General features: G+C 62.9%; 25 protein-coding genes. 13 read left to right on the top strand and 12 right to left on the bottom strand.

Annotated elements, in window-relative coordinates:
- Window positions 1–15: 15 nt before the first annotated feature.
- The 6 genes from NKJ73_RS27625 to NKJ73_RS27600 form a co-directional block, all read right to left on the bottom strand.
- Window positions 16–1,002: an ABC transporter permease gene (locus NKJ73_RS27625; protein WP_352456242.1), complete on the bottom strand. Its 987-nt coding sequence runs from the start codon at window positions 1,000–1,002 to the stop codon at window positions 16–18.
- On the bottom strand, window positions 999–1,979 hold the full coding sequence (locus tag NKJ73_RS27620) for an ABC transporter permease (protein WP_352571767.1): 981 nt from the start codon (window positions 1,977–1,979) through the stop codon (window positions 999–1,001). Before NKJ73_RS27620 ends, NKJ73_RS27625 begins: the two co-directional genes overlap by 4 nt.
- On the bottom strand, window positions 1,976–3,517 hold the full coding sequence (locus tag NKJ73_RS27615) for a sugar ABC transporter ATP-binding protein (RefSeq protein WP_352571766.1): 1,542 nt from the start codon (window positions 3,515–3,517) through the stop codon (window positions 1,976–1,978). The genes NKJ73_RS27620 and NKJ73_RS27615 overlap by 4 nt, the downstream gene beginning before the upstream one ends.
- A 79-nt stretch (window positions 3,518–3,596) precedes the next feature.
- Entirely contained in the window at window positions 3,597–4,721 is a 1,125-nt protein-coding gene (locus tag NKJ73_RS27610) for a sugar ABC transporter substrate-binding protein (protein ID WP_352571765.1), read from the bottom strand.
- A gap of 296 nt (window positions 4,722–5,017) precedes the next feature.
- Window positions 5,018–6,046 carry an HTH-type transcriptional regulator GntR gene (gntR, locus tag NKJ73_RS27605; protein WP_352571764.1) on the bottom strand — a complete coding sequence of 343 codons (1,029 nt, stop codon included), beginning with the start codon at window positions 6,044–6,046 and terminating at the stop codon, window positions 5,018–5,020.
- A gap of 173 nt (window positions 6,047–6,219) precedes the next feature.
- Window positions 6,220–7,374 carry an MFS transporter gene (locus NKJ73_RS27600; protein ID WP_502896742.1) on the bottom strand — a complete coding sequence of 385 codons (1,155 nt, stop codon included), beginning with the start codon at window positions 7,372–7,374 and terminating at the stop codon, window positions 6,220–6,222.
- Between the two features lie 252 nt (window positions 7,375–7,626).
- Between NKJ73_RS27600 and NKJ73_RS27595 the strand changes: the two genes are divergently transcribed.
- From NKJ73_RS27595 to NKJ73_RS27575, 5 genes are all read left to right on the top strand, one after another.
- Window positions 7,627–7,914: a DUF3175 domain-containing protein gene (locus NKJ73_RS27595; protein ID WP_352505533.1), complete on the top strand. Its 288-nt coding sequence runs from the start codon at window positions 7,627–7,629 to the stop codon at window positions 7,912–7,914.
- Between the two features lie 119 nt (window positions 7,915–8,033).
- Complete coding sequence (gene iolE, locus NKJ73_RS27590; protein ID WP_352505532.1) at window positions 8,034–8,945, top strand: myo-inosose-2 dehydratase; 912 nt, start codon at window positions 8,034–8,036, stop codon at window positions 8,943–8,945.
- Between the two features lie 199 nt (window positions 8,946–9,144).
- A complete protein-coding gene (locus NKJ73_RS27585; RefSeq protein ID WP_023675823.1) occupies window positions 9,145–9,351 on the top strand; it encodes a LacI family DNA-binding transcriptional regulator in 207 nt (68 codons plus the stop codon).
- 4 nt (window positions 9,352–9,355) lie between these two features.
- Window positions 9,356–10,822 carry a rhizopine catabolism transcriptional regulator MocR gene (gene mocR, locus NKJ73_RS27580; protein ID WP_245274662.1) on the top strand — a complete coding sequence of 489 codons (1,467 nt, stop codon included), beginning with the start codon at window positions 9,356–9,358 and terminating at the stop codon, window positions 10,820–10,822.
- Between the two features lie 194 nt (window positions 10,823–11,016).
- Complete coding sequence (locus tag NKJ73_RS27575; RefSeq protein WP_352571762.1) at window positions 11,017–11,382, top strand: GFA family protein; 366 nt, start codon at window positions 11,017–11,019, stop codon at window positions 11,380–11,382.
- Window positions 11,383–11,413: 31 nt separating this feature from the next.
- On the opposite strand, the gene NKJ73_RS27570 is transcribed toward NKJ73_RS27575, so the two are convergent.
- The gene (locus NKJ73_RS27570) at window positions 11,414–11,857 is read right to left on the bottom strand and encodes an SRPBCC family protein (RefSeq protein WP_352571761.1); all 444 of its coding nucleotides are present in this window, start codon (window positions 11,855–11,857) and stop codon (window positions 11,414–11,416) included.
- Between the two features lie 169 nt (window positions 11,858–12,026).
- The gene (locus NKJ73_RS27565; RefSeq protein WP_352571760.1) at window positions 12,027–13,271 is read right to left on the bottom strand and encodes a DegT/DnrJ/EryC1/StrS family aminotransferase; all 1,245 of its coding nucleotides are present in this window, start codon (window positions 13,269–13,271) and stop codon (window positions 12,027–12,029) included.
- Between the two features lie 362 nt (window positions 13,272–13,633).
- Between NKJ73_RS27565 and NKJ73_RS27560 the strand changes: the two genes are divergently transcribed.
- The 5 genes from NKJ73_RS27560 (at window position 13,634) to NKJ73_RS27540 (ending at window position 18,874) form a co-directional block, all read left to right on the top strand.
- A complete protein-coding gene (locus NKJ73_RS27560; protein ID WP_352571759.1) occupies window positions 13,634–14,608 on the top strand; it encodes a polysaccharide deacetylase family protein in 975 nt (324 codons plus the stop codon).
- A gap of 67 nt (window positions 14,609–14,675) precedes the next feature.
- On the top strand, window positions 14,676–15,644 hold the full coding sequence (locus NKJ73_RS27555) for a rhizopine catabolism ABC transporter substrate-binding protein (protein WP_352571758.1): 969 nt from the start codon (window positions 14,676–14,678) through the stop codon (window positions 15,642–15,644).
- Between the two features lie 148 nt (window positions 15,645–15,792).
- Entirely contained in the window at window positions 15,793–16,908 is a 1,116-nt protein-coding gene (locus NKJ73_RS27550) for an ABC transporter permease (RefSeq protein ID WP_023675816.1), read from the top strand.
- Window positions 16,909–16,922: 14 nt separating this feature from the next.
- The gene (locus tag NKJ73_RS27545) at window positions 16,923–17,735 is read left to right on the top strand and encodes an ATP-binding cassette domain-containing protein (RefSeq protein ID WP_023675815.1); all 813 of its coding nucleotides are present in this window, start codon (window positions 16,923–16,925) and stop codon (window positions 17,733–17,735) included.
- A gap of 32 nt (window positions 17,736–17,767) precedes the next feature.
- Window positions 17,768–18,874, top strand: a complete 1,107-nt coding sequence (locus tag NKJ73_RS27540) for a Gfo/Idh/MocA family protein (RefSeq protein WP_023675814.1) — start codon at window positions 17,768–17,770, stop codon at window positions 18,872–18,874.
- A 25-nt stretch (window positions 18,875–18,899) separates the two neighbouring features.
- On the opposite strand, the gene NKJ73_RS27535 is transcribed toward NKJ73_RS27540, so the two are convergent.
- A complete protein-coding gene (locus NKJ73_RS27535; RefSeq protein ID WP_352453268.1) occupies window positions 18,900–19,673 on the bottom strand; it encodes a FadR/GntR family transcriptional regulator in 774 nt (257 codons plus the stop codon).
- A gap of 30 nt (window positions 19,674–19,703) precedes the next feature.
- A complete protein-coding gene (locus tag NKJ73_RS27530) occupies window positions 19,704–20,705 on the bottom strand; it encodes a LysR family transcriptional regulator (protein WP_023675813.1) in 1,002 nt (333 codons plus the stop codon).
- Window positions 20,706–20,815: 110 nt separating this feature from the next.
- Between NKJ73_RS27530 and NKJ73_RS27525 the strand changes: the two genes are divergently transcribed.
- From NKJ73_RS27525 to NKJ73_RS27515, 3 genes are all read left to right on the top strand, one after another.
- On the top strand, window positions 20,816–21,430 hold the full coding sequence (locus tag NKJ73_RS27525; protein ID WP_352571757.1) for a nitroreductase family protein: 615 nt from the start codon (window positions 20,816–20,818) through the stop codon (window positions 21,428–21,430).
- A complete protein-coding gene (locus NKJ73_RS27520; RefSeq protein ID WP_352571756.1) occupies window positions 21,427–22,284 on the top strand; it encodes an EamA family transporter in 858 nt (285 codons plus the stop codon). Before NKJ73_RS27525 ends, NKJ73_RS27520 begins: the two co-directional genes overlap by 4 nt.
- A gap of 104 nt (window positions 22,285–22,388) precedes the next feature.
- Complete coding sequence (locus NKJ73_RS27515; protein WP_352571755.1) at window positions 22,389–22,628, top strand: hypothetical protein; 240 nt, start codon at window positions 22,389–22,391, stop codon at window positions 22,626–22,628.
- 213 nt (window positions 22,629–22,841) lie between these two features.
- Here the strand turns inward: NKJ73_RS27515 and NKJ73_RS27510 are convergent, their stop codons facing one another.
- Together NKJ73_RS27510 and NKJ73_RS27505 are read right to left on the bottom strand one after the other, a co-directional pair.
- Window positions 22,842–23,249: a hypothetical protein gene (locus NKJ73_RS27510; RefSeq protein ID WP_352571754.1), complete on the bottom strand. Its 408-nt coding sequence runs from the start codon at window positions 23,247–23,249 to the stop codon at window positions 22,842–22,844.
- 4 nt (window positions 23,250–23,253) lie between these two features.
- On the bottom strand, window positions 23,254–23,706 hold the full coding sequence (locus NKJ73_RS27505; RefSeq protein ID WP_352571753.1) for a hypothetical protein: 453 nt from the start codon (window positions 23,704–23,706) through the stop codon (window positions 23,254–23,256).
- Between the last annotated feature and the right edge of the window lie 130 nt (window positions 23,707–23,836).

Raw genomic sequence — 23,836 nt, 5'->3', positions numbered from 1 at the left:
TCCCGGTCATGCAGGTCAGCGGCTTGCCGGCGCGCGGCCATAGAGCAGCAGCATGGCGACGATGACGACGCCGTAGATGATCTGCCGTCCCGCCTCCGGCATCTGCATGACAGAGAGAATGGACTGCAAGAGGGTGATCAGGATTACCCCGGCGACGGTGCCGAGATAGGAGCCGCGCCCGCCGAGGATCGAGGTGCCGCCGAGCACCACCGCGGCGATCGACGGCAGCAGATAGGCATCGCCCATCGACTGTGCCGCCTTGGAGGCATAGCCGGCCAACAGCACGCCGCCGAAGGCGGAGAGCCCGCCCGAAACCGCAAAGGCGATCATCACCACGCGCCTTGTATCGATGCCGGAAAGATAGGCGGCACGCTCGCGGTTGCCGATGCCGTAAACGGTGCGGCCGAAGCCGGTGCGGGTCAGCACGAACACCATTGCGGCGCCGATGAGCGCCCAGATGAGGACGGCGTTGGGCACGGCAGGAACGGCAAAGCCGGTCGCCAGATAGCGCATCGCACCGGTCGCCGAATCCTGCGGCGAGAAACCGCCCGTGTAGACCACCATCAGCCCCTGCGCGACGGCGTTGGTGGCAAGCGTGATGATCATCGAGGGAATGCGCAGATAGGCGACGCCGATGCCGTTGACGATGCCGATCAGAACACCGCAGAAGATGCCGAACGGAATGGCAAGCGCCACGCCGACGGTACCGTATGCGGCCGCGGCGCAGGCCATCATGGCGCCGGCAGCCACCGACCAGGGCACCGACAGGTCGATCTGGCCGAGCAGGATGACCAGCATCATGCCGGTCGCAATGACGCCGAGAAACGACGCCACCTTGAGCTGCTGCAAAAGGTATTCAGGCGACAGGAAGCTGCGCGAATAGAGGCTGCCGAGGAACAGCAGCAGCACGATACAGGCGAACGCCGTCAGCACCGCCGGGTCGGCGCGGCGGAGGAATTTCGGCATGCGGCCGGCGAGACCACTCACAGTCGTTTCGCTCACAGGAACCACTCCAGCCGGTTGCGGACCCGAAACAGGGCGAACGCGCCGAGGCTGACCGCGATCAGCAGAATGACGCCCTGGAACAGGGGCTGCCAGAGCGGATCGAAATCGAAGACGAACAGCAGGTCGCCGATGGTGCGGAAGGCAAGCGCGCCGAAGATCGCGCCGATGGCGCTGCCCTTGCCGCCGAACAGCGACACGCCGCCGAGCACGACCGCGGCAATCGAAAACAGCGTATAGGCGTTGCCGCTGGCATAGGCGGCATCACCGGTATAGGTGAAGAACGTCAGGAACAGCCCGCCGATCGCGGCAAGCAGCCCGGCAAGCGCATAGGCGGCGAACTTTCCACGCCGGATCGGCACGCCGGACATGTAGGCCGCCATCTCCGAGGAGCCGGCTGCATAAGCGGCGCGGCCGAGCACCGACCGGCTGAACGGCACCCAGACGACAAGCACGACCGCCAGCAGCGTCACCAGACTCGCCGGCACAATACCAAACAGGCGCCCGGTCAGCGCATCGGCGAGCCCTTCATTGACCGAGCCGCCGGGAAACGGCCGAAGCAGCAGCGCGATGCCGAAATAGACCGCGCCGGTGGCGATGGTGGCGACGATCGGCTGCAGGCGTCCATAGATGACGATCGCACCGTTGATTGCCCCGCACAGCAGCCCGGTGCCGAGCACAGCGAGGACGCCGAAGGCGGTCTCGATGCCGGTGCCGACGACCAGCCACGAGGCCAGGCAGTTGGTCAGCGTGAAGATCATACCGACCGAAAGGTCGATGCCGGCGGTGATCACCACCAGCGTTTGCGCCATGGCGACGAAGGCGAGCAGCACGCCCTTGTTCGAGGCCGTCTGTACGACGTTGGCGGTGAAGCCCGCCGGATGGTTCGAGGTGTAGATGACGAACATGACAACGAAGATGCCGAACGCCAGCAGCGTTCCGCGCTGTTCGGCAAGCCAGTAGCGCCAATCCTTCACGCGTCCGCTCCTTGCCTTGGCATCTCTTCGCGAATGTTGAGCGCGCTGGCGATCAGCGCCCGCTCGGTGATTTCGGCGCCAACCAGTTCGCGCTTGACGGCGCCGTCATAGAGCACCAGCACGCGGTCGCAGCAGCCGATCAGCTCGTCATAGTCGGTCGAATAAAACAGGATCGCCGCGCCCTGGTCGGCAAGCTTGCGCATCAACTGGTAAAGCTCCTGCTTGGTGCCGACATCGATGCCGCGCGTCGGATCGTTGAGCAGGATGATGCGCGGCTGCCGCATCAGCCATTTGGCGATGACCACCTTCTGCTGGTTGCCGCCGGACAGCGCGCCGACCGGAATGTCGAGGCCGGCGGTCTTGATCGCCAGGAGACCGACCATATCGTCGATCAGCCGCTGCTCGGCGGCGCGATCGATGATGCCGGCCCTGGACAGCCGATCAAGGGCGGCAAAGGAGAGGTTTTCGCGCACCGTCATCGGCAGCATCAACCCTTCCGTCTTGCGGTCCTCCGGGATCAACGCCATGCCGATCCGGTCATCGCGCGCGGCGGCCGGACTGGCGATCGCCACCGGCCTGCCGTCGATCAGTATCTGGCCCGACAGGCCGCGCAGTACACCGAAGAAGGCGAGCAGCAATTCGCGCTGGCCCTGGCCGTCGAGGCCGCCAAGCCCGACCACCTCGCCCGCCCCGACCGACAGCGAGACATCGTGCAGCCGATCCGTCCATGACAGGCTGCGCGCCTCGAGAGCCGGCGTTGCCGCAGCAGCCGCCCGCGCGGGCTTGGGCGGAAAGATGTGGCTGTATTCGCGCCCGATCATCAGCTCGACAACTTCATTGTCGCTCTTGGTGCCGGCCGCGTAGCTGGCGACATTGCGGCCATTGCGGAACACAGTGCACTGATCGGCCAGCTCGGCGATCTCATTCATGCGGTGAGAGATATAGAGCAGCGCCAGCCCTTCCGAACGCAGCCGCTTCAACACGGCGAAAACTCTGGCGACGTCAGCCGCGGTCAGCGCCGAGGTCGCCTCGTCGAGGATCAGGATGCGCGGCTTGCGCGCCAGTGCCTTGGCGATCTCGACCATCTGCCTTCTTGAAAGAGGAAGATCCTTGACCAGCGCCAGCGGATGGATATCGGAAGCGCCGGCGCGAGCCAGGGCTTCTTCGGCGATGCGGCGCTGCGCCTTGCGGTCGATCATGCCGAAACGCTTCGGCGGATCGGAAATGACGATGTTGTCGGCAACGCTGAGTTCGGGGACGAGCGACAGCTCCTGGAAGATGCAGACGATGCCGGCCTGGTTGGCGGCGGCCGGCGAAGCGAAGGTAACTTCGCTTCCGTCCAGCATCATGCGGCCCTCGTCGGGCGCAACGACCCCCGCCATGACCTTGATCAGCGTCGATTTGCCGGCGCCGTTCTCGCCGAGAATGGCGTGGATGCTGCCTGGAGTGACCGACAGTTCGGCCTTCTCCAGCGCCCGCACGCCGCCATAGCGCTTGGATATGCCTTCCATGCGGAAGAGCGGAACCGCACCGTCCATCGGCCCTCCCCAGGCGCTTGGCAATCAGGATGTCGAGCGCCGACGCCGCGGGATTCCCGCGGCGTCGGGCTGTCGGAGTTTACTGGTTTTCCTTGCTCTGGCCCATGATTTCCTGCGCCGTGAAATTGATGCCGCAGGTCGGGAAGGAATTGCCGACGAAGAAATTGTCGGACTGATCGGGGAAGAAATCCTGGCCTGCCTTGAAGTTCGGATCCTCGACGATCGCCAGCGGCAGCTTGACCGCTTGCGGCACGACCTGGCCTTCAAGTGCTGCAATCGCCGTCTTGATGGCAACCGCGACCTGAGCCGGGCCGGTGCCGGCCGACGAGCATTTCAGGCCGTCAGCGGCGAACTTGGCGCAGAATTTGCGGAAGCCGTTCTCCGTCTCGCCGCCGAACGGCACGAACGGATGCTTGGCATCGATCATCGCCTGCACGATGCCGGTATCGCCGCCCTGTCCGGTAATGCCGTCGAAGGGGCCGTTGGTGGCAATGGCATCGGCCGTAGCCTTTTGCGCAACGCCGTCATCCCATTTGCCGACGACCTCGGTGACATCCCATTTCTTGCCGGAAGCGTCGAGAACCTCGTGGATGCCGTTATGGCGATCGGTGTCGACGGACGTGCCGGCGACGCCGCGCACTTCCAGCACCTTGCCGCCGTTCGGCACGTGCTTGACCAGCCAGTTGGCCCACAATTCGCCAAGGCCTTTCTGGTCGACATTGACGTTGATGGCATCCTTGGTGTCGAGGATGTTGTCGAAGGCGACCAGCACCACGCCGGCTTCCTTGGCCCGCTTGATGACAGGACCGAATGCGGTCGGGTTCTGGGCGTTGACGACAATCGCGTCATAGCCGGAATCGATGAAATTGTTGATCGCCGAAATCTGGGCCGGCACGTCTTCGCCGGTCGAGACCACCTTGAATTCCTTGAGCTTGGCCGCGACGTCCGGCTGCGCTGCATAGGCCTTTGCCGTCTGCACCATCTGGATGCGCCAAGTGTTGGCGATATAGCCGTTGGCCAGAGCGATGCGGTACGGGCCGTCTTTCTTGGGGAACTTGAAGAACTGCGTATCGGCCGACCAGGGCGCGAAGCAGTCAGGCTCGGCCGATGGCCCCTTGACGATTTCAGGATCGGCGATCGCCGACGAGCTCAGCATGACGAAAGCAGTGGCGGCAACGATACCGCCAACGAGTGACTTGATCATCGATATTCCTCCCAGTTGCAGTTTTGTTTGTTGTTACGCCGATGAATTTGCGCGTTTCCGGCCCGGCACCTCCCGCCGTACCCGTCGCGCGTTCAGGTGGCCGAATGCCGACCCGATCCCCTCCTTTGCTGCCCGGCTAGTCCCACAAAAACTATCATATTATACATAATAAACAAGCATGAGCTGTCGCTTATGTATAATAAACAGCCTCCCATCGTCGGGGCGAAGTATCGCCCGGCGATAACTGGTAGCGCTACCATGACGTAGTGTAAAGCGCCATTGCGTCGAAGCTCGCTTCAGCGCGCCGTGCTCTCACGTCGCTTGAGTTCGAAGCCAAGGTCGACGACCCGCTGCTCTGGCCTGTTGCCTTCGATCGCCGCAAGCGCCATGGCGACCGCCCGCCGGCCGATCTCGTAGCGGTAGGTCCGAACGCTGGTGACCGACGGAAAGGCCACCTCCATCATGTCGAGATCGTTGAAGCCAACGATACCGATCGTCTTCGGCACGGCGATCGAAGCGCGGTGGCATTCGAACAGCACGCCAAGGGCGATATCGTCATTGTTACAGAACACCCCATCGAGGCTCGGCACCTTGGCCAGCGCGTCGCGGAACAATTCGCGGCCGAGGGTGACGCTGGAGGGCACCGGCGTCGTGGTGGTGAGCCTCGGATCGAACAGGCCGGCCGCCTCCATCGCCGCGCGATAGCCGGCAAGCCGCCGCTGCGAACGCGGATCCATGCGCGCACCGATGAAGCCGATCCGGCGATAGCCTGCCTCGATCAGATGTTCCGCAGCCGCCTTGCCGCCCTCGAAATGCGAGAAGCCGACCATCATGTCGACCGGATCGGGCCCGGTCTCCATCACCTGCACCACCGGACAGCCTGCCGTTTCCAGCAGTTTTCGCGACGCCGGCGTCTGGTCGATGCCGGCCACGATCAGCGCCGCTGGGCGTTGCGGGCCAAACACCTGCAGCAGCCGCTCTTCCTCGAGGCCGGAATAGTGGGTGTTGCCGAGCTGAATCCGGAAAGGGCCGTCCGACAGGCTGTCGTAGATGCCGCGCACCACTTCGGCAAAGACGTTGTTGGTAAGCGACGGCACCAGAACGCCAAAGACCTCGGCGCGCGCCGAAGCCAGCGCCCGCGCATTCGGGTCGGGCACATAGCCGAGCTCGTTCACGGCCGACTCGATCTGGCGGCGCAGATCTTCCGAGACACGCCCCGGCTCACGCAGGGCGCGCGATACGGTAATGGCGCCGACGCCGGCCTTGCGGGCGACATCGGCGATGGTCGGGCGGCCGCCGCCGCGGCGCGAGCGCGGCTTGATCACCGTACTCGTCCGGACGCCGGGCAACCGCCCACACGCGACCGTGAAACGATGTTCAGCGTTTTTGAAACTGCTGCCATGCCAAACTGGCCCGTTGCCACACCTTGTCTGGCGTCGCGCAGCCTTCGGCTGTTGTCAAGCGACGGCCGGAGAGACTGTATCCGTACCGCTGTGCTTCAGGCCGCCACAGCAGCGCTGCGCCGGGCCTTCCACAGCAGCAGCAGCATGGCCAAAATATTCAGCAGGTTCCAGGCAATGCCGTTGAGGAACGCGGCGGCATAAGAACCGGTCAGATCGTAGATCCAGCCCGACATCCAGCCGCCGATCGCCATGCCGAAAATGGTCGCCATCATGACGATGCCGACGCGCTGGCCAGCCTCCTTGGCTGGCATATATTCGCGCACGATGATCGCATAACAGGGCACGATGCCGCCTTGCGACAGGCCGAAGACCAGCGAGACGACATAAAGCGAGGCAAGCCCGTCGAACGGGATATAGAACAACAGCGACAGGCATTGCAGCACCGAGCCGATCAGCAGGGTTTTCACGCCGCCGATGCGATCGGCAAGGAAACCCGAGCCAAGCCGGCTGACGACGCCCGCCGCCAGCATGATCGACAGCATATCGGCGCCATGCGCCACGCCGTAGCCGAGATCCATGCAATAGGCGACGATATGGACTTGCGGCATCGACATCGCCACGCAGCAGCCGAGCCCGGCCACGATGAGCAGCGCCTGCAAGGCCGCCGGCGACAGGGAGATCGGCTGGACCACGCGGCTGCCCGGCGATCCCGGAGCCGCCTGGGGCGGTGCGCCGCGCCGGAGCAGCAGGATCAAGGGCACCATGGTGACCAGGCAGACGACGCCGATCGCGGCATAGGTGAAGCGCCAGCCTTCGGTCTGCATGACATAGGGCATCGCCGTCGGCCAGATCGCTCCGGCGAGATAGTTGCCGGACGCGGCAGCCGTCACCGCGACGCCGCGGCGACGGTTAAACCAATGCGAGATATCGGCGATCAAAGGGCCGAAGATCGCCGACGAGCCGACGCCGATCAACAGGCCCTGGACGAGGGTGAACTGCAGGATCGAACTGGTCAACGACGCCAGCAGGAAGCCGGCGCCAAGTGTAATCGCGGCAATCAGCGCCGGGATCCAATACCCCATGCGGTCGATGGCGCGGCCGAACAGCACATTGCCGGCGGCAAAGCCGACCATGGTCGCGGTGTAGGGCATCGAGGCAGCGGCGCGATCGACGCCGAATTCTGCCTGCACGGCAGGCAGCACCACCACCACCGCCCACATGCCGACCCCGCCGATCGTTGCCAGCAGCATCGAGATGCCCAGCCGTATCCAGGCATAGGCACTGTCGATGCCGGAACTTTCTGCCTGGCTTGAGACGATTGGGGTCAAGAGCTTTTCCTGTCCGCAGTTCTTGAATCGGCGGTTCTGACCACTATCGGCGCATTCGCATCGCCGAGCAGCGCCACGACAGGCAAATCCGTGGCTCCAGGGATTCGGGCCGAAGTGGAACAGGGGTGCGCCATAAGGCGTTTTCCGGCAACGACCTAGTGGAAGGAGTTTGCCATGACCGCGCAACGGAAATGGTCCGCCGACGTCACCGAGCACAGTGACGCGCTGGACCTCGAGGAACATATCTTCGAATCCCACGATCCAAGGAAAATCGCCGCCTCGTTGAAGCGATCGGCCGAGCACAGCGACCGACGCAAGGCAGGGCCGTTTCAATCCGCCATGTCGATGCTGAATTTCTACATCAACCGCGCCGGCAAGAACCTGCCGGCGGCGCAGAAGGAAGTGCTGGAGGACGCAAAGGATGAACTGCGCGTCCTTTTTGGCCGCCCAAAGGAAGACTAGAATCGGTCACCATTAATTGGTTCTGCCAAATTCGGCTGAACTGGACCTAGTGACAGGGCCTCTTTGTCGCCAGTCTGCAGGCTCGGCTTGTCTTCCCAAGCCCGCAAAAGCCTGGCGTCATGACGGTCAAGATCGGCATCAATCCCATCACCTGGAGCAATGACGACGTTCCGGCGCTTGGCGGGGATACGTCCTTGGAGACTTGCCTGTCGGAAACGGCGCTGGCCGGCTACCGCGGCACCGAACTCGGCGGCAAATTTCCGCGCCAGGCTGAAGTGCTTGGGCCGCTCCTGTCTTCCTATGGCCTGGAACTCGTTTCCGGCTGGTATGATGGCCGCATTCTCGACCGCACGGTCGACGAGGAATTCGCGGCGATCACCCCACATCTTCAGCTGTTGCGCGACCTTGGCGCCAGGATCGTCGTCTACGCCGACACCTCGCGCGGTCGCCATGACGGCATTTTCGCACCGATCTCCGAGCGTCCGCGCCTCGCCGACAGGGACTGGCCGTCCTATGGCAAGAAACTGACCGCCCTCGCCGACCGCATGGCTGCATTCGGGGTCGGCATGGCCTTCCACCACCACATGGGCACCATCGTCGAGACGGACGATGAAGTCGACAGGCTGATGGCGGCGACGGGCCGAAGCGTCGGCCTTTTGTTCGATACCGGCCACTGCCTGTTTTCGGGCGGCGACCCGCAATCGCTGCTGCAACGGCATCTCGACCGTATCGTGCATTTCCATTGCAAGGACGTTCGCAGGGCGGTGCTGGAACGGGCACGCCGCGAGGACATGAGCTTCATGGCGGCGGTAATGGACGGCATTTTTACCGTGCCCGGCGACGGCTCGGTCGATTTCCTGTCATTGCTGAAACCCCTCGCTGCGCGCGGCTATGAAGGCTGGCTCGTTGTCGAAGCCGAGCAGGATCCGGCCAAGGCGCATCCGCTGACCTATGCCAGCAAAGGCTATTTCTCGCTGCTCGCCACCGCCCGCGAGGCCGGCTTCGAAGTGGCGACTCGGAAGGCAGGCTGACCGGCCCGCATTGCGAGCCGGAGGAACATAATGGGCGCGCGCCTCGATGGGGTTAGCGACGCGAAAGCGCCCGGCGATCCGCGCCGCCTTGCTCCCTGCGCGGCGCGGATCGCAGAATCCCGGCTCTGGATTAAAACCCCGACTTTCAAGCTTGAGGCCGGCCGGAAGCCGTGCCTTGATGCAACCGAGGAGGAGCGACATGGCTTTCGAAGCTGCGCTTGGCATGGAACGGCTTTGCACCATCCGGGAGATTGCCGAGAAGGCGGAACTTGGCGCCGCCACCGTGCATCGCGCGCTGAAGAACAGCCGCGAGATCCGCCCCGAAACCAGGCGACTGGTGCTCGACACTGTCTGCCGGCTCAACGAGGAAAAGATCGCCCGCGCCGCCCGGTCCGTCGGGGGATAGTGCCGTGGCCGACCACATGCGCCTTTCCCTCGACATCATGTCGGTCGACCGCGCTTCGGAAGAACCGATGCATCGTCAGATCTACGGCGCCTTGCGACGCTTCATCCTTGACGGCCAAATCCCGCAGAACACGCTGCTGCCGTCGACGCGCTCGCTGGCCGAAGATCTGAAGGTCGGGCGCAACACGGTCATCGCCGCCTATGACCAGCTCCTTGCCGAAGGTTTTATCGAGGCGCGTGCCGGATCGGGCACCTGGGTGGCGCCGATCCAGCAGAACCGCCCCTTGGCATCCCTGCGCGCCGGACTGGCAGCGCCGCAAAAGCTGTCGCGGCGTGGCCAGACCATCGTCAACGGCCCGCAGCCGCCACGCAATGCCGGCGTCATCAATTTCCATCCCGGCGTGCCTGAAACGGCATCGTTTCCGTTCACCATCTGGTCAAGCCTTCTGGTGCGCAATGCACGCAGCCGCGACGAGAGCCTGCTTGGTTATCTCTCCTTTGCCGGCCACCCCGGCCTGCGTCAGGCCATTGCCTCGACCATCGGCCTGTCGCGCGGCATCAGCTGCACCGCCGACCAGGTGATCATCGTCACCGGTGCGCAGGCAGCGCTCGATCTGGTCTCGCGCGTGCTGATGGACGAAGGCGACCATGTCTGGATGGAGGAGCCCGGCTATCTCGGCGCCAAGAGCGCCTTTCTCGCCAGCGGTGCCAGGCTGGCACCGTTGAAGGTCGACCGGCGCGGCTGGCATCTTGCCGATCCGGAGCTGCCGCCGCCGCGGCTGATCTATGTGACGCCATCCTGCCAATGGCCGTTCGGCACAATCATGCGCATCGAGGAGCGGTTGCAGCTGCTCGACATCGCCGAACGCAACGGCGCCTGGATCGTCGAGGATGACTATGACGGCGAATACCGGTTCCGCGGCCGGCCGGTGCCGGCGCTACGCGGGCTCGATCATGCCGACCGCGTCGTCTATATCGGCAGCTTCGGCAAGACGCTGATTCCGGCGCTGCGCATCGGCTATCTGATCGTGCCGCGCGAATTGTCGGTTCCGTTCGACCGGGCGGTGAGCATCACCGGCCAGTTCGCGCCACTGATCCTGCAGGCAACGGTCAACGACTTCATCACGCAGGGCTATTTCGCCACGCACCTCAAGCGCATGCGCCGGCTCTATGCGCGCCGGCAGGCGAACTTCGTCAAGCTGTGCCAGGAGCATCTGGCCGAATGGCTGACCGTCACGGAAAACGATTCAGGCATGCAACTGCTGGCCAGCTTCGTCAGGCCCTATAAGGACAGCGACGTGGTCGCCGCCGCCGTCAAGGAGGGGCTCGACGTTCAGGGCATCTCCATCAACTACCACTCTACTGAACCCGAGCACGGCCTGCTGCTCGGCTACGCGGCAATGGACGAACGTCAGATCTTGCGCGCCGTTCTGGCGCTGCGCGCCGCGTTCCTAAGATTGGATAGAAGCTAGAGCCAGGCTCTCCATCTCGTTCACCGCGGGGTTGAGTCAATCGCCCGCAGTGATTAGGAATATGGGGCATCGGTCCTTGTTTTTCGGCGTTCGCGCAAAGCGCGCTTCCCAAGGCCGAACCTCCCCGAAAACCAGAAGCATGCCTACCGCCGGTATAGGCGGGCAACGCATTCATCTGAACCATGAGGATTGCCATGAGAACCGCATCCTGTGCCTGTGGGCAACTGAGGATCTCCTGTAACGGAGAGCCGCAGCTGGTCGCACAGTGCCACTGCCTCGACTGCCAGAAACGAACCGGCAGCACATACGGCGTCGCCGCCTTCTTTGCGCGCGACAAGGTAGAAGCCGAAGGCGACGCCAGTACCTACAGGCGATCGGCTCGGAGCGGCCATCACGTCACTTTCCATTTCTGCCCGGGCTGCGGCTCGAGCGTCTTCTGGGAGCCCGAGCGAAAGCCTGAATGGATCGCCGTCGCGGTCGGCTGCTTCGCCGATCCGGCCTTTCCGACGCCAGCGCACGTCGCCTGGGAAGAACGGCGTCACCCCTGGGTTTCCGGTTAGCGACTCCAACCCGCCAGGGCAGCGCTTTATCTTACTGGTTGATCTCGGGTTCAACGAGCTTCGCCAGATTTCGCAGCGACTCCTGCCAGCCGAGATAGCAGGCCTCAACCGGGATGGCGTCTGGAATACCTGTCTGCGTGATATTCACTTCGGTGCCGACCGACACTTTCTTCAATGTCACGGTCACCTCGATCTCGCCGGCCAGGTTGGGGTCGTCGAACCGGTCGATGTAACGCAGTTGCTCATTGGGCACGAGCTCGACATATTCGCCGCCGAACGAGTGGCTGTCGCCGGTGGTGAAGTTGCGGAAGGACATTTTGAACGTACCGCCGACTTTCGCCTCGAAGTGATGAACCGTGCAGGTGAAGCCGTTCGGCGGAAGCCATTTCGCAAGTGCATCCGCTTCGAGGAACGCGCGGTAGACTTTCTCCGGGCTGGTTGTCAGAACGCGGTGCAGCCGTACGGTGCCGGGCATATCGTTAATCCTCCGTGTTGGTGATCGATGCCCCCTAGGACGAGCGGAGCCCGGCCTATCCGACACGGGCCTGCGGATTTTTTGGCGACCGGTTATGCCGGCCGGAATCCTCGGCCGGCCACCGGACAAGGAACTCGACCGCAGGGTAGCAAACCGCGCCGAATCTGGTCTAGTTCACACTGTCGAACTTCTGCAGATCAACCGGTGCCGCCTTGCGCAATTCGATATCATCGAGCGAAGCATTCTCCAGCGCCACCCGCGCCGCCGCGTCGATGTTGTGGATCATGTCCTGAATGTCGGTATCGCTGTGCGCCGGGTTCATGGCGACCATCACGGTGCGGTTGAGGATGTCGAGAGAGTGCTTGCCGAGGTCGTCGGAATAATCCAGCCGCAGGCCCTGGTTCTCGGGCAGTGTGTAAGGATTGAGCGCCGGATGATGCGCGCCTTCATGCATCAGCACCTGGTCCCACTGGGTGAAATTGTGACGGCCGGTCTTGCCGGCAACGACGCTCGGAATGATCTTCGAAAAAGTCTGCGCCGCCTGCTCGCTCGGCAGCAGGTACATCACCTGTGCGGCGCAATCGTCGTCCGCGCTGTTCATCGGCGACGGCGTCAGCCCAAGATTGCTAAGGTGGCGGGTACCGGCCAGCACCGTCTTCTTCTCGGCTCGCATCGCCTCGATGATGCCGTCCAGCCGGTCGAGCTGGACGTTGAGCATCGCCCCCATCAGTTCGGAAGCACGCGCGCCGATGCCGGCGAAGGGTTTGATGCTGTCGCTTCTGCCCTGCCAGTAGAAATGGCAAGGGTCGATGGCGCAGCGCGCCCGCTCCGCCACTTTCGGGTCGCTGGTGGCGATGCCGCCGCCCTCACCCGAGGTCATATTCTTGAAATAGTTGAAGGAATAGGCGCCGGCATGGCCGATCGAACCGAGCTTGCGGCCCTCATAGCCGCCGCCGATGCCTTGGCAGACATCCTCCAGCACCAGCAAGCCGCGCTTGGCAGCAATGTCCATGATCGCATTCATGTTGCAGGCCGCGCCCCACATATGCACCGGGATGACCGCCCTGGTGCGCGGCCCGATGGCATCGCGCAAGGCGATGGGATCGATGGTCAGGCTCTCGTCGATGTCGACGATGACTGGAATGGCCCCTACCGACAGCACCGCGGTCGCGGTCGCCATATAGGTGTGCGCCGGCACCAGCACTTCGTCCCCCGGGCCGATGCCGAGGCCGATCAGGCCGGCGGCGAGCCCATAGGTGCCGCTGGCGGCCAGCGCGAAATGCTCGACGCCAAGATGCTGCGCATAGCGGGCCTCGAAGCGGTCGCATTCGCTGTCCTTGCCGTAACGAAACAGCGCGCCCGAGCGGATCACCCTGGCAATGGCTTCGATTTCCTCTTCGCCGGCGGTGTACATGACAGGCCTCCAGTCACTTGACAGTGTGGGTCACTTGATAATGTGGTCGCTTGATGGTGTGGACAGCTGTAGGCTTGTCGGCACAGTTTGAAAGAACCACTCCGCCGCTATTCGACCAAGCCATCTGCGCCCGGAAGACGGTTCCTATGACTGGTTTTGAACCGTGATTGGGGAAATCGGTAGCTAAGTGTCTCAGCCGGCAGGCAAATCGTACCCATCCGAATTCGCCAAAGTGGCCCTGTCGGAAACCCAGCTTTCGGCGTTCCATTCCGGCCAGTTGGGCAAACGGTTGGTTCCATGAAATACGGGACACACTTTGGAAGACCCTCGAAACCGGCGCGCCGGCGGGAAGGCGGCCGTTCGTGAACGCCGCCGGCTCCAGCAAACGGATCGTGCTCCACGAGGACGATGTCGGCATGTGCCACGGCGCCAACAGCGCCTTCCTCGGATTGAGCGGGCTGGGCGTCTGCAGTTCCGGCGCGGTGATGGTGCCATGCCCGTGGTTCCTCGAAATGGCCGAAAGCGCCGCCGCCAATCCTGGCCTCGACCTTGGCGTCCACCTGACGCTGAACAGCGAGAAGCAGCACTACAAATGGCGGCCCTTGACCGCGCCGTCGCGGGCGGCCGGCTTGACCGACGAGTTCGGCTTCTTCTGGCCGGATGTGGCGACCACGCGCCGCAAGGCGGTGCCGCAGGCGGTCGAGGCCGAGCTTCGCGCCCAGGTCGACACCGCCTATCGCGCCGGCATCGACGTCACCCATCTCGACGCGCATATGGGCGCGGCATTGTCGCCGGAATTTTGCGACATCTACATCAAGCTCGGGCTCGAATATCAGCTGCCCGTGCTGCTGACCAAGACCCTGTCCGCCTATTCCCCCAACGACAATCTGGTCGGCGTCACCGAGGAGGCGTTCCAGCGCGGCGTGGCGCTGGCCCGTGCCGGCGGCTTTGCCATTTTCGACGCCGCCATCCAGACGACCTGGGGCCGGCCGCGTTCCAGGCCGATCGAGCCGGCTTACAAAGCGCTCATCGAGGGCGTGCGCGAGGGCCTGACCTTCTTTTGCCTGCATTGCAACGCGCCCGGTGAACTCGAGCTGATCGAGCCGCGCTCCGCCTATATCCGCACCGAAGAGTACGAGCTGTTCCGCGACCAGGGCTTTCGCGACTGGCTCGCCGCACAGCCGATCGACGTCATCGGCATGAAGCCGTTGCGCGAGGAGCTTCGCGCCGCACTCTCGGCCGGGCGATTATCAACGACAGTCCGCGGCAACAACGCGGGCGAACAGCGATTGGCGTCGGCAAAGGCCCGCAAAGCGGCCACCCGATCCGCGACGTGAGCCGATCGTCGCGGCCGGAAAACGGCGCCAGAGGGATTGGAACTGCAACGACAAATGGGAGAATAAGATGAAAACTCTTCTGAAAGTGGCATTGGGCGCCTTCGTTTCGGCGGGCCTGATGACAGGCATTGCGTATGCTGCGGGGCTCAAGGATCCGAAGGACGTGCGCATCACCTTCGTGGTGCATGGGTCGGCGTCCGATCCCTATTGGTCGGTGGTCAAGCGCGGCGTCGACGACGCGGCCGCCCTTACCGGCGCCAAGGTCGAATATTACGCGCCGCAGGTCTTCGACGTGGTCGAGCAGGCCCGGCTTCTCGACGCCGCCATCGCCACCAAGCCGGACGGTATCGCCGTCTCCATCGCCGACGCCAATGCGCTCGGCAAATCGGTCAAATCCGGGCTTGCCGCCAATATTCCGATGGTGGTTCTGGATTCCGGCGAAAAGGAAGGCGCCGAGCTCGGCACGACGCTCTATGTCGGCACCGTTTCCGAATATGATTCCGGCAAGAAGGCCGGCGAGCGGCTGGCCAAGGAAGGCACGCTCAAGGTCGTCTGCATCAACCACGAGGTCGGCAATGTCAGCCTCGACCAGCGCTGCCAGGGCCTCAATGACGGGCTGAAGCCCTCCGGCGGCGGCACCGAGGTTCTGGCCGTGGCGCCGGATCCGGCCGACATCCAGCGCCGCACCGAGGCTTATCTGTCGGCGCATCCCGACACGCAGGCCGTCTTTGCGCTCGGCGCCACCGCCGCCAACCCGCTGATCCCGATGTTCCGCGACAAGGAACTGTTCGGCAAGCTCAAGCTCTACACATTCGACATCAGCCCGGAGGTTCTCGACTCGGTCGTGGCCGGCGAAATGGGCTTCGGCATGGACGCCCAGCAATATCTGATGGGCTATCTGCCGGTGATCTATCTGGTCGAGCAGGCGACGCACGGCTTCTGGCCGCAGAACAACGCCTATACCGGACCGCTGTTCATAGACTCGCCGGAAAAAGCCAAGGCGATCCTGGCGCTCGCCAAAGAGGGCATCCGCTAGGCAAGCGCTCCGACGGAACGGGAGAATGCGCCGAGCGCTCTCCCGATCCGTTCGAAGATTGCGAATTGAGTGATTGGAGAGCCTAATGGCGGTCGTGGAAGACAAGGCGATACCTCCGGGCGAACTGAAGGCGACCGACCGCTTCGGCATGACGTCGAAGCGGGCCGCCGGCGCCGACGAGCGGCTGGCCAGCACCGGCAAGCTGACCCAGTGGCTGCGCCGGCCGGAAGCCGGTGCCGCCGGTGGGCTGCTTGCGACGATCATCATCTTTGCGCTGCTGCCGGGCGCGGCCAACCTCTATTCGCTGCAGGGATCGATGACTTTCCTGACGCTGTCGGCGGAGCTCGGCATCGTCGCCACCGCGGCAGCACTCCTCATCATCGCCGGCGAGTTCGATCTTTCGGTCGGCTCCATGGTCGGCTTTGCCGGTGTCGTCATCGGGCTGACGGTGAAGTACTGGGGCCTGCCGCTATGGGGTGGCATCGCCTGTGCCTTCGCCGTTGCCATCCTCACCGGCTATCTCAACGGCCTGATCGTGGTGAAGACGCGCCTGCCCTCCTTCATCGTCACGCTCGCCACGCTCTATATCCTGCGCGGACTGTCGATCGGCATCACCCGCGCCGTCACCGGCCGCACCCAGATCCCCTACATACTCGAAGGCGCACCGGACCCGGCGACGGCCGGCATTTTCAACGGCCATCTGCTCACCAGCCTGTTCCGCTGGATGGGCGCGCAAGGCTGGATCGCCACCCGCAGCGACGGCATTCCCTTCGTCGCCGGCATTCCGATGTCGATCGTCTGGTGGCTCGGCCTGACGGCGCTGGCCGGCTACGTGCTCACCCAGACGAAATACGGCAACTGGATCTTCGCCACCGGCGGCGACCTGATCGCAGCCCGCAACGTCGGCGTGCCGGTCGATCGCGTAAAGATCAGCCTGTTCGTCTACACCGCTTGCGCGGCGACACTGCTTGCCACCATCCAGGTGATGGAGGCGGGCTCCGCCGACACCACGCGCGGCCTGCTCAAGGAATTCGAGGCGATCATCGCCGCCGTCATCGGCGGCGTGCTGCTCACAGGCGGTTACGGCACCGTCTATGGCGTGCTGTTCGGCGCGCTGATCTTCGGGCTGGTGCAGATGGGTATCTTCTACACCGGCATCGACACCGACTGGTTCAAGGTCTTCCTCGGCATCGTCATCCTGATGGCCGTGCTGGTCAACAACTACATCAGGCTGAAGGCGCTCGGCCGCGGAGGTGGCAAATGACCGAACCGGCCCAAATGACCGAACCGGCAATGGAACTGCGCGGCGTCAGCGTCAATTTCGGCTCGGTGCGCGCCCTCCAGGACATCGACATCAAGGTCTATCCGGGCGAGGTCCACTGCCTGCTCGGCGATAACGGCGCCGGCAAGTCGACGCTGATCAAGGTTTTGTCCGGCGTCTATCGGCCGAGCAAGGGCGAAATCCTGGTCGACGGCAAGCCGGTCACCTTCCGCAGCCCGCGCGACGCGCAGGAGCTCGGCGTGGCAACGGTGTTCCAGGACCTCGGCATGATCTCGCTGATGTCGATCACCCGTAATTTCTTCCTCGGCCGCGAGCCGACCAAAAGCAGCCTGCCCTTCTCGCGCATCGACAAAGAGCGCGCCAACACCATCGCCAGGCAGGCGATGGCCGATATCGGCATCGACGTGCGCGATCCGACGCAGGCCGTCGGCACGCTGTCGGGCGGCGAGCGCCAGTCGGTGGCGATCGCCCGCGCCGTGCATTTTGGCGCGCGCGTGCTGATCCTCGACGAGCCGACCTCGGCACTCGGCGTCCACCAGGCGGCGATGGTGCTGAAATTCATCATCGAAGCGCGCATGCGGGGCCTGGCCGTCATCTTCATCAGCCACAACATCCACCATGCCTATCCGGTCGGCGACACCTTCACGCTGCTCAACCGCGGCCGCAATCGCGGCACCTACGCCAAGTCCGAGATCTCACGCGACGAGGTCATCTCGATCATGTCGGGCGGCGAGGATCTGAAGGCGGTCGAGGCGGAGATTGCCGGCCTGCTCGCCCAGATCGGCAACCGGCCGCCTGCGGCGCCTTGAGCTGACAATCGGACATTGCGGGGAATGATCCAATGAGCAGGATACGCGTCGGGGTCGTCGGCGCCGGCATGATCTCGCAGGTCGAGCATATTCCCAATCTGCTGCGCCTCGGTGAATTGTTCGAGCTGGTCGGCGTCGCCGATCCCTCCAGGATTTCGCGGCAGTTCGTCACCGACACCCATGGCATTGCCAATTTCGAAACGATCGACCAGCTCTTCGACCAACGCCTCGACGCGGTGGTGATCGGCTCGCCGGACCCGCTACATCACGAACAGGTGCTGGCGACGCTGGCGCGGGGCCTGCATGTCTTTTGCGAAAAGCCGCTCTGCTATTCGCTGGCGGAAATCGCCGAGATCGTCGCCGCGCGCGATGCCGCCAGGAAAATCATGCAAGTCGGCTATATGAAGCGCTTCGATCCGAGCTACCGGCTGGCGCTCGCTTCGCTGCCTGGAACATCGAGCACGCTGCGCGCGGTCTCGGTGGAAGTGAACGATCCCGACGCCTGGCCGTTCATCGCCCATCAGCCCTACAGGCGCGGTACCGATATCCCAAAAGACATGATCGCCGCTGTCGCGGCCAAGCAGAAGCGCCAGGTCGAAGACGCCATCGGTGTTCCCGGGACCGACCTCGCTTTCCGTGGATTTACCGGTGCTTACAGCTCGGCCTTGATTCACGACGTCAATGCCGTCCACGGCCTGCTCGACGCGCTCGGCGTGCCGGACGGCGAGGTCGTCGGCGCGCAGATCTTTGCCAATGGCGACGGCGGCCAGGGCGCCGTCAAGCTGCTGGATGGGCAGGCGCTGTGGACCATGACCCACCTCACCGTGCCCAAGCTCGCCGACTACAAGGAGCGGATCACGCTGTTCTTCGACGATGCCAGCCTCGAGCTCGAATTCCCCTCGCCCTGGCTCAACCATCATCCGACCCGGCTGACGGTGACGACCTCGGACGGTCACACGCTGTCGAAGAAAGATTTGCGTGCCGGTTACGCCGAAGCCTTCGTCGAAGAGATGCGTGGCTTCTGGGCAGCGATCGTCAATGGCGATGCGGTCGTCAACCCAGCCGAACACGCCGCCCGCGACCAGGCGCTGCTGATCGGGCTGACCCGGCGGCATCTCGCGACCGCACCCTTCGACTGAGCACTCCACCTGTAGCCGAACGGCGCTATCTGGACTTGATGACGCTGTCGGTATTGGCCAGCAGCTTGCGCACCGCATTGCGCGCCGCGTCCGGCCGCTGCAGACGGATGCTCTTCTCGATTGCCTCATGCAGCCTCTGCGCATGCTGCAAATCGTCGAGTTCCCGCGTGGTATAAGCAAATAGATGATCGAATGCTGATTCGATCAGCACGCCGAGCGGCACCAGCAGGTCGTTGCCCGAGGCCCGCAGGATGGCGAGATGAAAACGCGTGTCGGCGCGCGTGCGCTCCTGCAGGTTGGTCGCCTCGCCCATCTCGCGGCAGGCCTGGCTGATCTCGGCCATCTGCTCGTCGGTGCGCCGCATGGCGGCAAAAGCGCTGGCCTCCGGCTCGATGATGTGGCGGAACTCCTGCACCGTCCGGAGGAACACCTCGCGGTCCGGCGAGGTCGCATACCAGGCCAGCACGTCGCGATCGAGCAGGTTCCAGCGTTCCTTCGGCTCGACCCAGCTGCCGATTTTGGGACGTGACGACAGCAAGCTCTTCGCCATCAGCATTTTTATGGCTTCGCGCACCGCCGAGCGGCTGACGTCGAAGGTCTCGGACCATTTGGCTTCGTTGGGCAGGATGGTTCCCGGCGGATAATCGCCGCGCACGATCCTCAGCCCGATTTCGTTGGCGAGCGACGCATGCACGCTCGAGCCCGGCATGCGCGCCGCATCGGCCCGGCGGATACCGCTCGTGCGTTCGGCGAACGCCTCGGCCGCTGTCTTTCCCTTATTCGGCTTCGCGTCCTGCATGGCTCCACAAAGTCCGGATTTGGAGGCGTGTCAAGGAGATGAAATCGCCGGCAATATCTCAGCTTGATTTTCCGCATCCGTCGCCTCGCCGACACCGCGCTTTGCCGAGCCTTCACGCCGGGGAGGCACGAACGGCTTCTCCTTGTCCCGACTGAATTCCTCGATCAGGAAATCAAGGAAGACGCGGATTTTCGGGGCGAGATGCTGGCGTGCCGGATAGACCGCGTAGAGCGTGGTTTCGACCTTGTCCCAGTCATCCAGAGCCGATTGCAGCCGGCCTGCTTTCAGGTCGCTTTCGACATAGAGATAAGGGATCAGGCTGACGCCGAAGCCGGCGCGCAGCGCATCGCGCACGGCAAGGCTTGACGAGACCGAATATCGTCCGTCGATGGCGATCCGCTCGGCTCGGCCGTCCTTGCGGAACTCCCATATGTCCGCATGCCCCGAGAGGCTGAACCGGATGCAATTGGCCGCCTTCAAATCGGCGGGCGTTTTGGGCCGGCCATGCTTCTCGAAATAGGACGGAGCTGCGCAAATCACATGCGGCATGATCGCAAGCTTTCGGGCGACCAGGCTGGAATCCTCGAGATTGTCGCTGCCGCGAATGGCAAGGTCAAATCCCTCCCGCACGATATCGACGCGCCTGTCGTCAAGGTGCAGATCGAGCTTCAAATCGGGATAGCGCGATAGAAACGCGGGCATGGCAGCCGAAAGCCGCGTCAACGTGACAGTCATCGGCGCGCTGACCCGCAACGTGCCGCTCGGCGCCGTCTTGATCGGGCCGAGCACCTGGTCGGCCCTGGCCAGCGCATCGAGCCCCTGCGTGACATGCTCCAGGTAGATCCTGCCCTCTTCAGTCAGCGCCATGCGCCGCGTTGTCCGGTTGATGAGCCGCACCCCCAGATCCGCCTCCAGCTCGGCGATATTCTTGCTGATCGCGGGAGGCGAGAGACCGAGCCGCCGTCCGGCTTCGGCAAAACTGTTCAGTTCCGCCACCTGGCGGAAAACCTGCAGCGCAGTCAGGCGATCCATCTCACCATTCTCTTCTAGTAAATAATGTCTTTCAATTATCGCATATTATCGCTCATTGGTAAATTCTCTATCTGCTATCCGAACGACTTTCTCAGTTTCGGAATGACATGATGACCAACCCCGCAATCTCCGTTATCGAGCGACGCATGTCGGCCAACCGGTTCGATGCCTCGCATACATTGACGGATGCCGAGATCGAGGAACTGGCACGTCTCGCAACACGTGCGCCAAGCGCCTACAACCTTCAGAATTGGCGGTTCATCGCCGTGCGGACGCCGGAAGCAAAGGCGCGGTTGCGAAGCGTGGCCCACGGCCAGGTGAAGGTGCAGGAAGCAGCGGTCACCTTCATCATCTGCGGCGTACTCCCCGAGCACGCTGCCCTCAATGCAAGGCTGCGTCCTTTCGTCGAAGCCGGCTTCATGCCGGCGGATATGGCTTCCGGCTGGCAGGAAGGCGCCCGCGCACAATATGCCGATCCTCGGGCGGCCCGCGACGAGGCGGTGCGCTCGGCAACGCTTGGCGCCGCAACGCTGATTTTCGCGGCCGAAGCGCTGGGGCTCGTCTCCGGTCCGATGGCCGGCTTCGACGCCGAAGGCGTGGCGCGCGAGTTTGGCCTTGCGCGCAATGAAGTGCCGGTGATGCTCATCGCGGTCGGCCGCGCCGCGCCCGGAAACTGGCCGCAAAAGCCGCGCCGCCCTCTTGCTGAAGTTCTGGAAATCTTATGAAAACGCGCCGTTCCGATCTGTTGCTGACAGCCATTGCACCCGCGATATGGGGCAGCACCTATATCGTCACCACCGAGTTCCTGCCGAACTTTTCGCCGATGACGGTCGCAATGCTGCGGGCCCTGCCCGCCGGATTGCTGCTGCTGGCGATCGTTCGGCAACTGCCGATGGGCATCTGGTGGCTGCGCAGTTTCGTCCTCGGAGCCCTCAACATCTCGATCTTCCTGAGCATGTTGTTTGTCGCCGCCTACCGGCTTCCGGGCGGGGTCGCGGCGACCGTGCTGTCGGTCCAGCCATTGATTGTGATTTTCCTCGCCGCTGCCCTGCTTGCCAGCCCTGTCCGCCGGTTGGCGATTGTCGCCGCCCTTGTCGGGATCGCCGGTGTTGCATTGCTGGTGCTGACCCCGAACGCGACGCTCGATGCGGTCGGCGTTGCCGCCGGCCTCGCCGGGGCGGCCTCAATGGCCTTCGGAAGCGTGTTGAGCCGCAAGTGGCAGCCGCCAGCATCGCTGCTCGCCTTTACGGCATGGCAACTGACTGCCGGTGGTCTCCTTCTCGTTCCGGTGGTCCTGCTTTTCGAACCACCCATCCCGTTCCCGACCGCGGCCAACCTGCTTGGACTGGTGTGGCTCGGCCTGATCGGTGCGGCGCTGACTTATGTCCTCTGGTTCCGGGGCATTGCGCGACTCGAATCTTCGGTGGTGTCATCGCTGCTTTTCCTCAGCCCGGTGACCGCCGTGCTGCTTGGATGGGTATTCCTGGATCAGACGCTGACCTTGCCTCAGATCGCCGGCGTCGTTTTCGTCATCGGCAGCATCTGGCTGGCTCAACGGCCTAGTCGCAACGAGGCATGAGCTTGGGTGGAGTGGGTCAGTTTGAAATATGCGAAAACGCCTGTCACGTTTGATTTGCCTAGGCGAAAGCGCCTATATGCTTAGCGGAAAGCAAGGAGGCTGACGTGCCGGTTCTTAGATCCAAGCAATTTTTTAAGCGTGAACATGGCCAAGGCGATGAGCATTGGTATCGGCTTTGTTTCGAAACCGAGACCGGAAAATTTTTCGTGCATGAGGAATTTTCCGTGAAGTCGGGCGGCGTATTTGTCGATGGTGAACGAGAAGTCGAAATGTCAGAATTCATGAAGGGTGGCGGCGACCGCCAGAATAGCCTGATTGAATTTGTGAAAAAGGGACTTTTCTGATGGACCGAAAGGCCAGAAGCACCCCGCTGACGCGACCGGCAATGCCGTCCGCATCATGCGCATTGCCACAGGCGAGGAAGCCGACGAAGTGCAGGACGACGGCAAGGACCCTGCCGCGAAGGCTCTTGGTGCGAAGGGGCAAGAAGCGCGCCGTGAACATGACGCCAGTGCGCCGCGCCGAGATCGCCTAGCAGGTTGCCAAAAAACGGTGGTCTAAGTAGGCGGCTCGCCTGGCATTTTACCTAGATACACCTTTTTTGAAAGCGCCACCGCACGGCCATAGCCAGTGGCCAACAAAATTACTTCGATTGTCGTATCGCTTTCGAGGTGAACGACAATGGACGGGATAGCGATGACCCCGGCGGATGTATTTACCGCTGCCAGCGTTATTTGACCCTTTACGACGGTATTTCCCCCTACCCGTATTTCAACTGAACCCTCATTTGACAATGAATTCTTTGCATTATGTAGTTCTATGTAAACCCCAAATTGAAGATCAGCAGGGAATTTAGATACTACAACGTCGCCGGAAAAAACGTTCACCAAAACGTGTTTATTGTTAGCTCCCTGCGCCACGTATTCACATAGCACGGCGTTTCCAAATTGTATCTTCTTCGCCATACTATTACTGCTTCATAATATGTAACGGTATATTTGACGATGAACTATAGGTCGGCGTTGCTTCTGGGGCTAACGGACGCTTCAGAATAACCGGTGCGGTAATTGTCGTGCTCTCCAACAAGTCCATTACAGTCATATTTTGGGGCGACAGGCCAAACAGTGGGCCAGACGATAGGACCGGCTCTTCGCCGGAAATACCCGCCAACAAGCGAGCTACCGTCGCAATCGTCCAATTTCCAGGCGATGCCAACAGCCGGTTCACTTGGTCCTGCCCGCGCTGTATGCGGCGGGCCAGCCTCGCCTTCGTGAGATTTGATTTGGATTCTTCCGCCTCAAACCGCGCCATCACATAGTCATAAAACTGGCTGAGCGCTCTTTGTTCAAGATAGGAAAGACTCGCCTCCGAGATTGGACCGTCGCCGGAAATTTCAGACTGCAACTGTGCGTGCTGTGACATAATCTTTAACTTCCTCACCGTGAATTGGTTCGTGTTTTGGGAACAGCATCCCCCACTGCCTCTCACATTCCTGCTTTGCGAAATCCCACTTTGGGTTGTGGCGATCCCCCATCGGTTCGCGACCATTCCA

It is taken from the genome of Mesorhizobium sp. M0074, from assembly GCF_040322975.1.
GTDB lineage: Bacteria > Pseudomonadota > Alphaproteobacteria > Rhizobiales > Rhizobiaceae > Mesorhizobium.
Note: the sequence above shows the minus strand (reverse complement) of the source record. Positions and strands in the feature narration are given on the sequence as shown.

Excerpts from the sequence above, each read along its gene's own strand:
- NKJ73_RS27615 (WP_352571766.1), bottom strand. The coding sequence starts at position 3,517 with ATGGACGGTGCGGTTCCGCTCTTCCGCATGGAAGGCATATCCAAGCGC.
- NKJ73_RS27610 (WP_352571765.1), bottom strand. The coding sequence starts at position 4,721 with ATGATCAAGTCACTCGTTGGCGGTATCGTTGCCGCCACTGCTTTCGTC.
- NKJ73_RS27600 (WP_502896742.1), bottom strand. The coding sequence starts at position 7,374 with ATGCTGCTGGCAACGATCGGCGGGGTCGGCATGTGGGCGGTGGTGGTG.
- NKJ73_RS27595 (WP_352505533.1), top strand. The coding sequence starts at position 7,627 with ATGACCGCGCAACGGAAATGGTCCGCCGACGTCACCGAGCACAGTGAC.
- iolE (WP_352505532.1), top strand. The coding sequence starts at position 8,034 with ATGACGGTCAAGATCGGCATCAATCCCATCACCTGGAGCAATGACGAC.
- NKJ73_RS27585 (WP_023675823.1), top strand. The coding sequence starts at position 9,145 with ATGGCTTTCGAAGCTGCGCTTGGCATGGAACGGCTTTGCACCATCCGG.
- NKJ73_RS27575 (WP_352571762.1), top strand. The coding sequence starts at position 11,017 with ATGAGAACCGCATCCTGTGCCTGTGGGCAACTGAGGATCTCCTGTAAC.
- NKJ73_RS27570 (WP_352571761.1), bottom strand. The coding sequence starts at position 11,857 with ATGCCCGGCACCGTACGGCTGCACCGCGTTCTGACAACCAGCCCGGAG.
- NKJ73_RS27565 (WP_352571760.1), bottom strand. The coding sequence starts at position 13,271 with ATGTACACCGCCGGCGAAGAGGAAATCGAAGCCATTGCCAGGGTGATC.
- NKJ73_RS27555 (WP_352571758.1), top strand. The coding sequence starts at position 14,676 with ATGAAAACTCTTCTGAAAGTGGCATTGGGCGCCTTCGTTTCGGCGGGC.
- NKJ73_RS27550 (WP_023675816.1), top strand. The coding sequence starts at position 15,793 with ATGACGTCGAAGCGGGCCGCCGGCGCCGACGAGCGGCTGGCCAGCACC.
- NKJ73_RS27545 (WP_023675815.1), top strand. The coding sequence starts at position 16,923 with ATGACCGAACCGGCAATGGAACTGCGCGGCGTCAGCGTCAATTTCGGC.
- NKJ73_RS27540 (WP_023675814.1), top strand. The coding sequence starts at position 17,768 with ATGAGCAGGATACGCGTCGGGGTCGTCGGCGCCGGCATGATCTCGCAG.
- NKJ73_RS27535 (WP_352453268.1), bottom strand. The coding sequence starts at position 19,673 with ATGCAGGACGCGAAGCCGAATAAGGGAAAGACAGCGGCCGAGGCGTTC.
- NKJ73_RS27530 (WP_023675813.1), bottom strand. The coding sequence starts at position 20,705 with ATGGATCGCCTGACTGCGCTGCAGGTTTTCCGCCAGGTGGCGGAACTG.
- NKJ73_RS27525 (WP_352571757.1), top strand. The coding sequence starts at position 20,816 with ATGACCAACCCCGCAATCTCCGTTATCGAGCGACGCATGTCGGCCAAC.
- NKJ73_RS27520 (WP_352571756.1), top strand. The coding sequence starts at position 21,427 with ATGAAAACGCGCCGTTCCGATCTGTTGCTGACAGCCATTGCACCCGCG.
- NKJ73_RS27510 (WP_352571754.1), bottom strand. The coding sequence starts at position 23,249 with ATGGCGAAGAAGATACAATTTGGAAACGCCGTGCTATGTGAATACGTG.
- NKJ73_RS27505 (WP_352571753.1), bottom strand. The coding sequence starts at position 23,706 with ATGTCACAGCACGCACAGTTGCAGTCTGAAATTTCCGGCGACGGTCCA.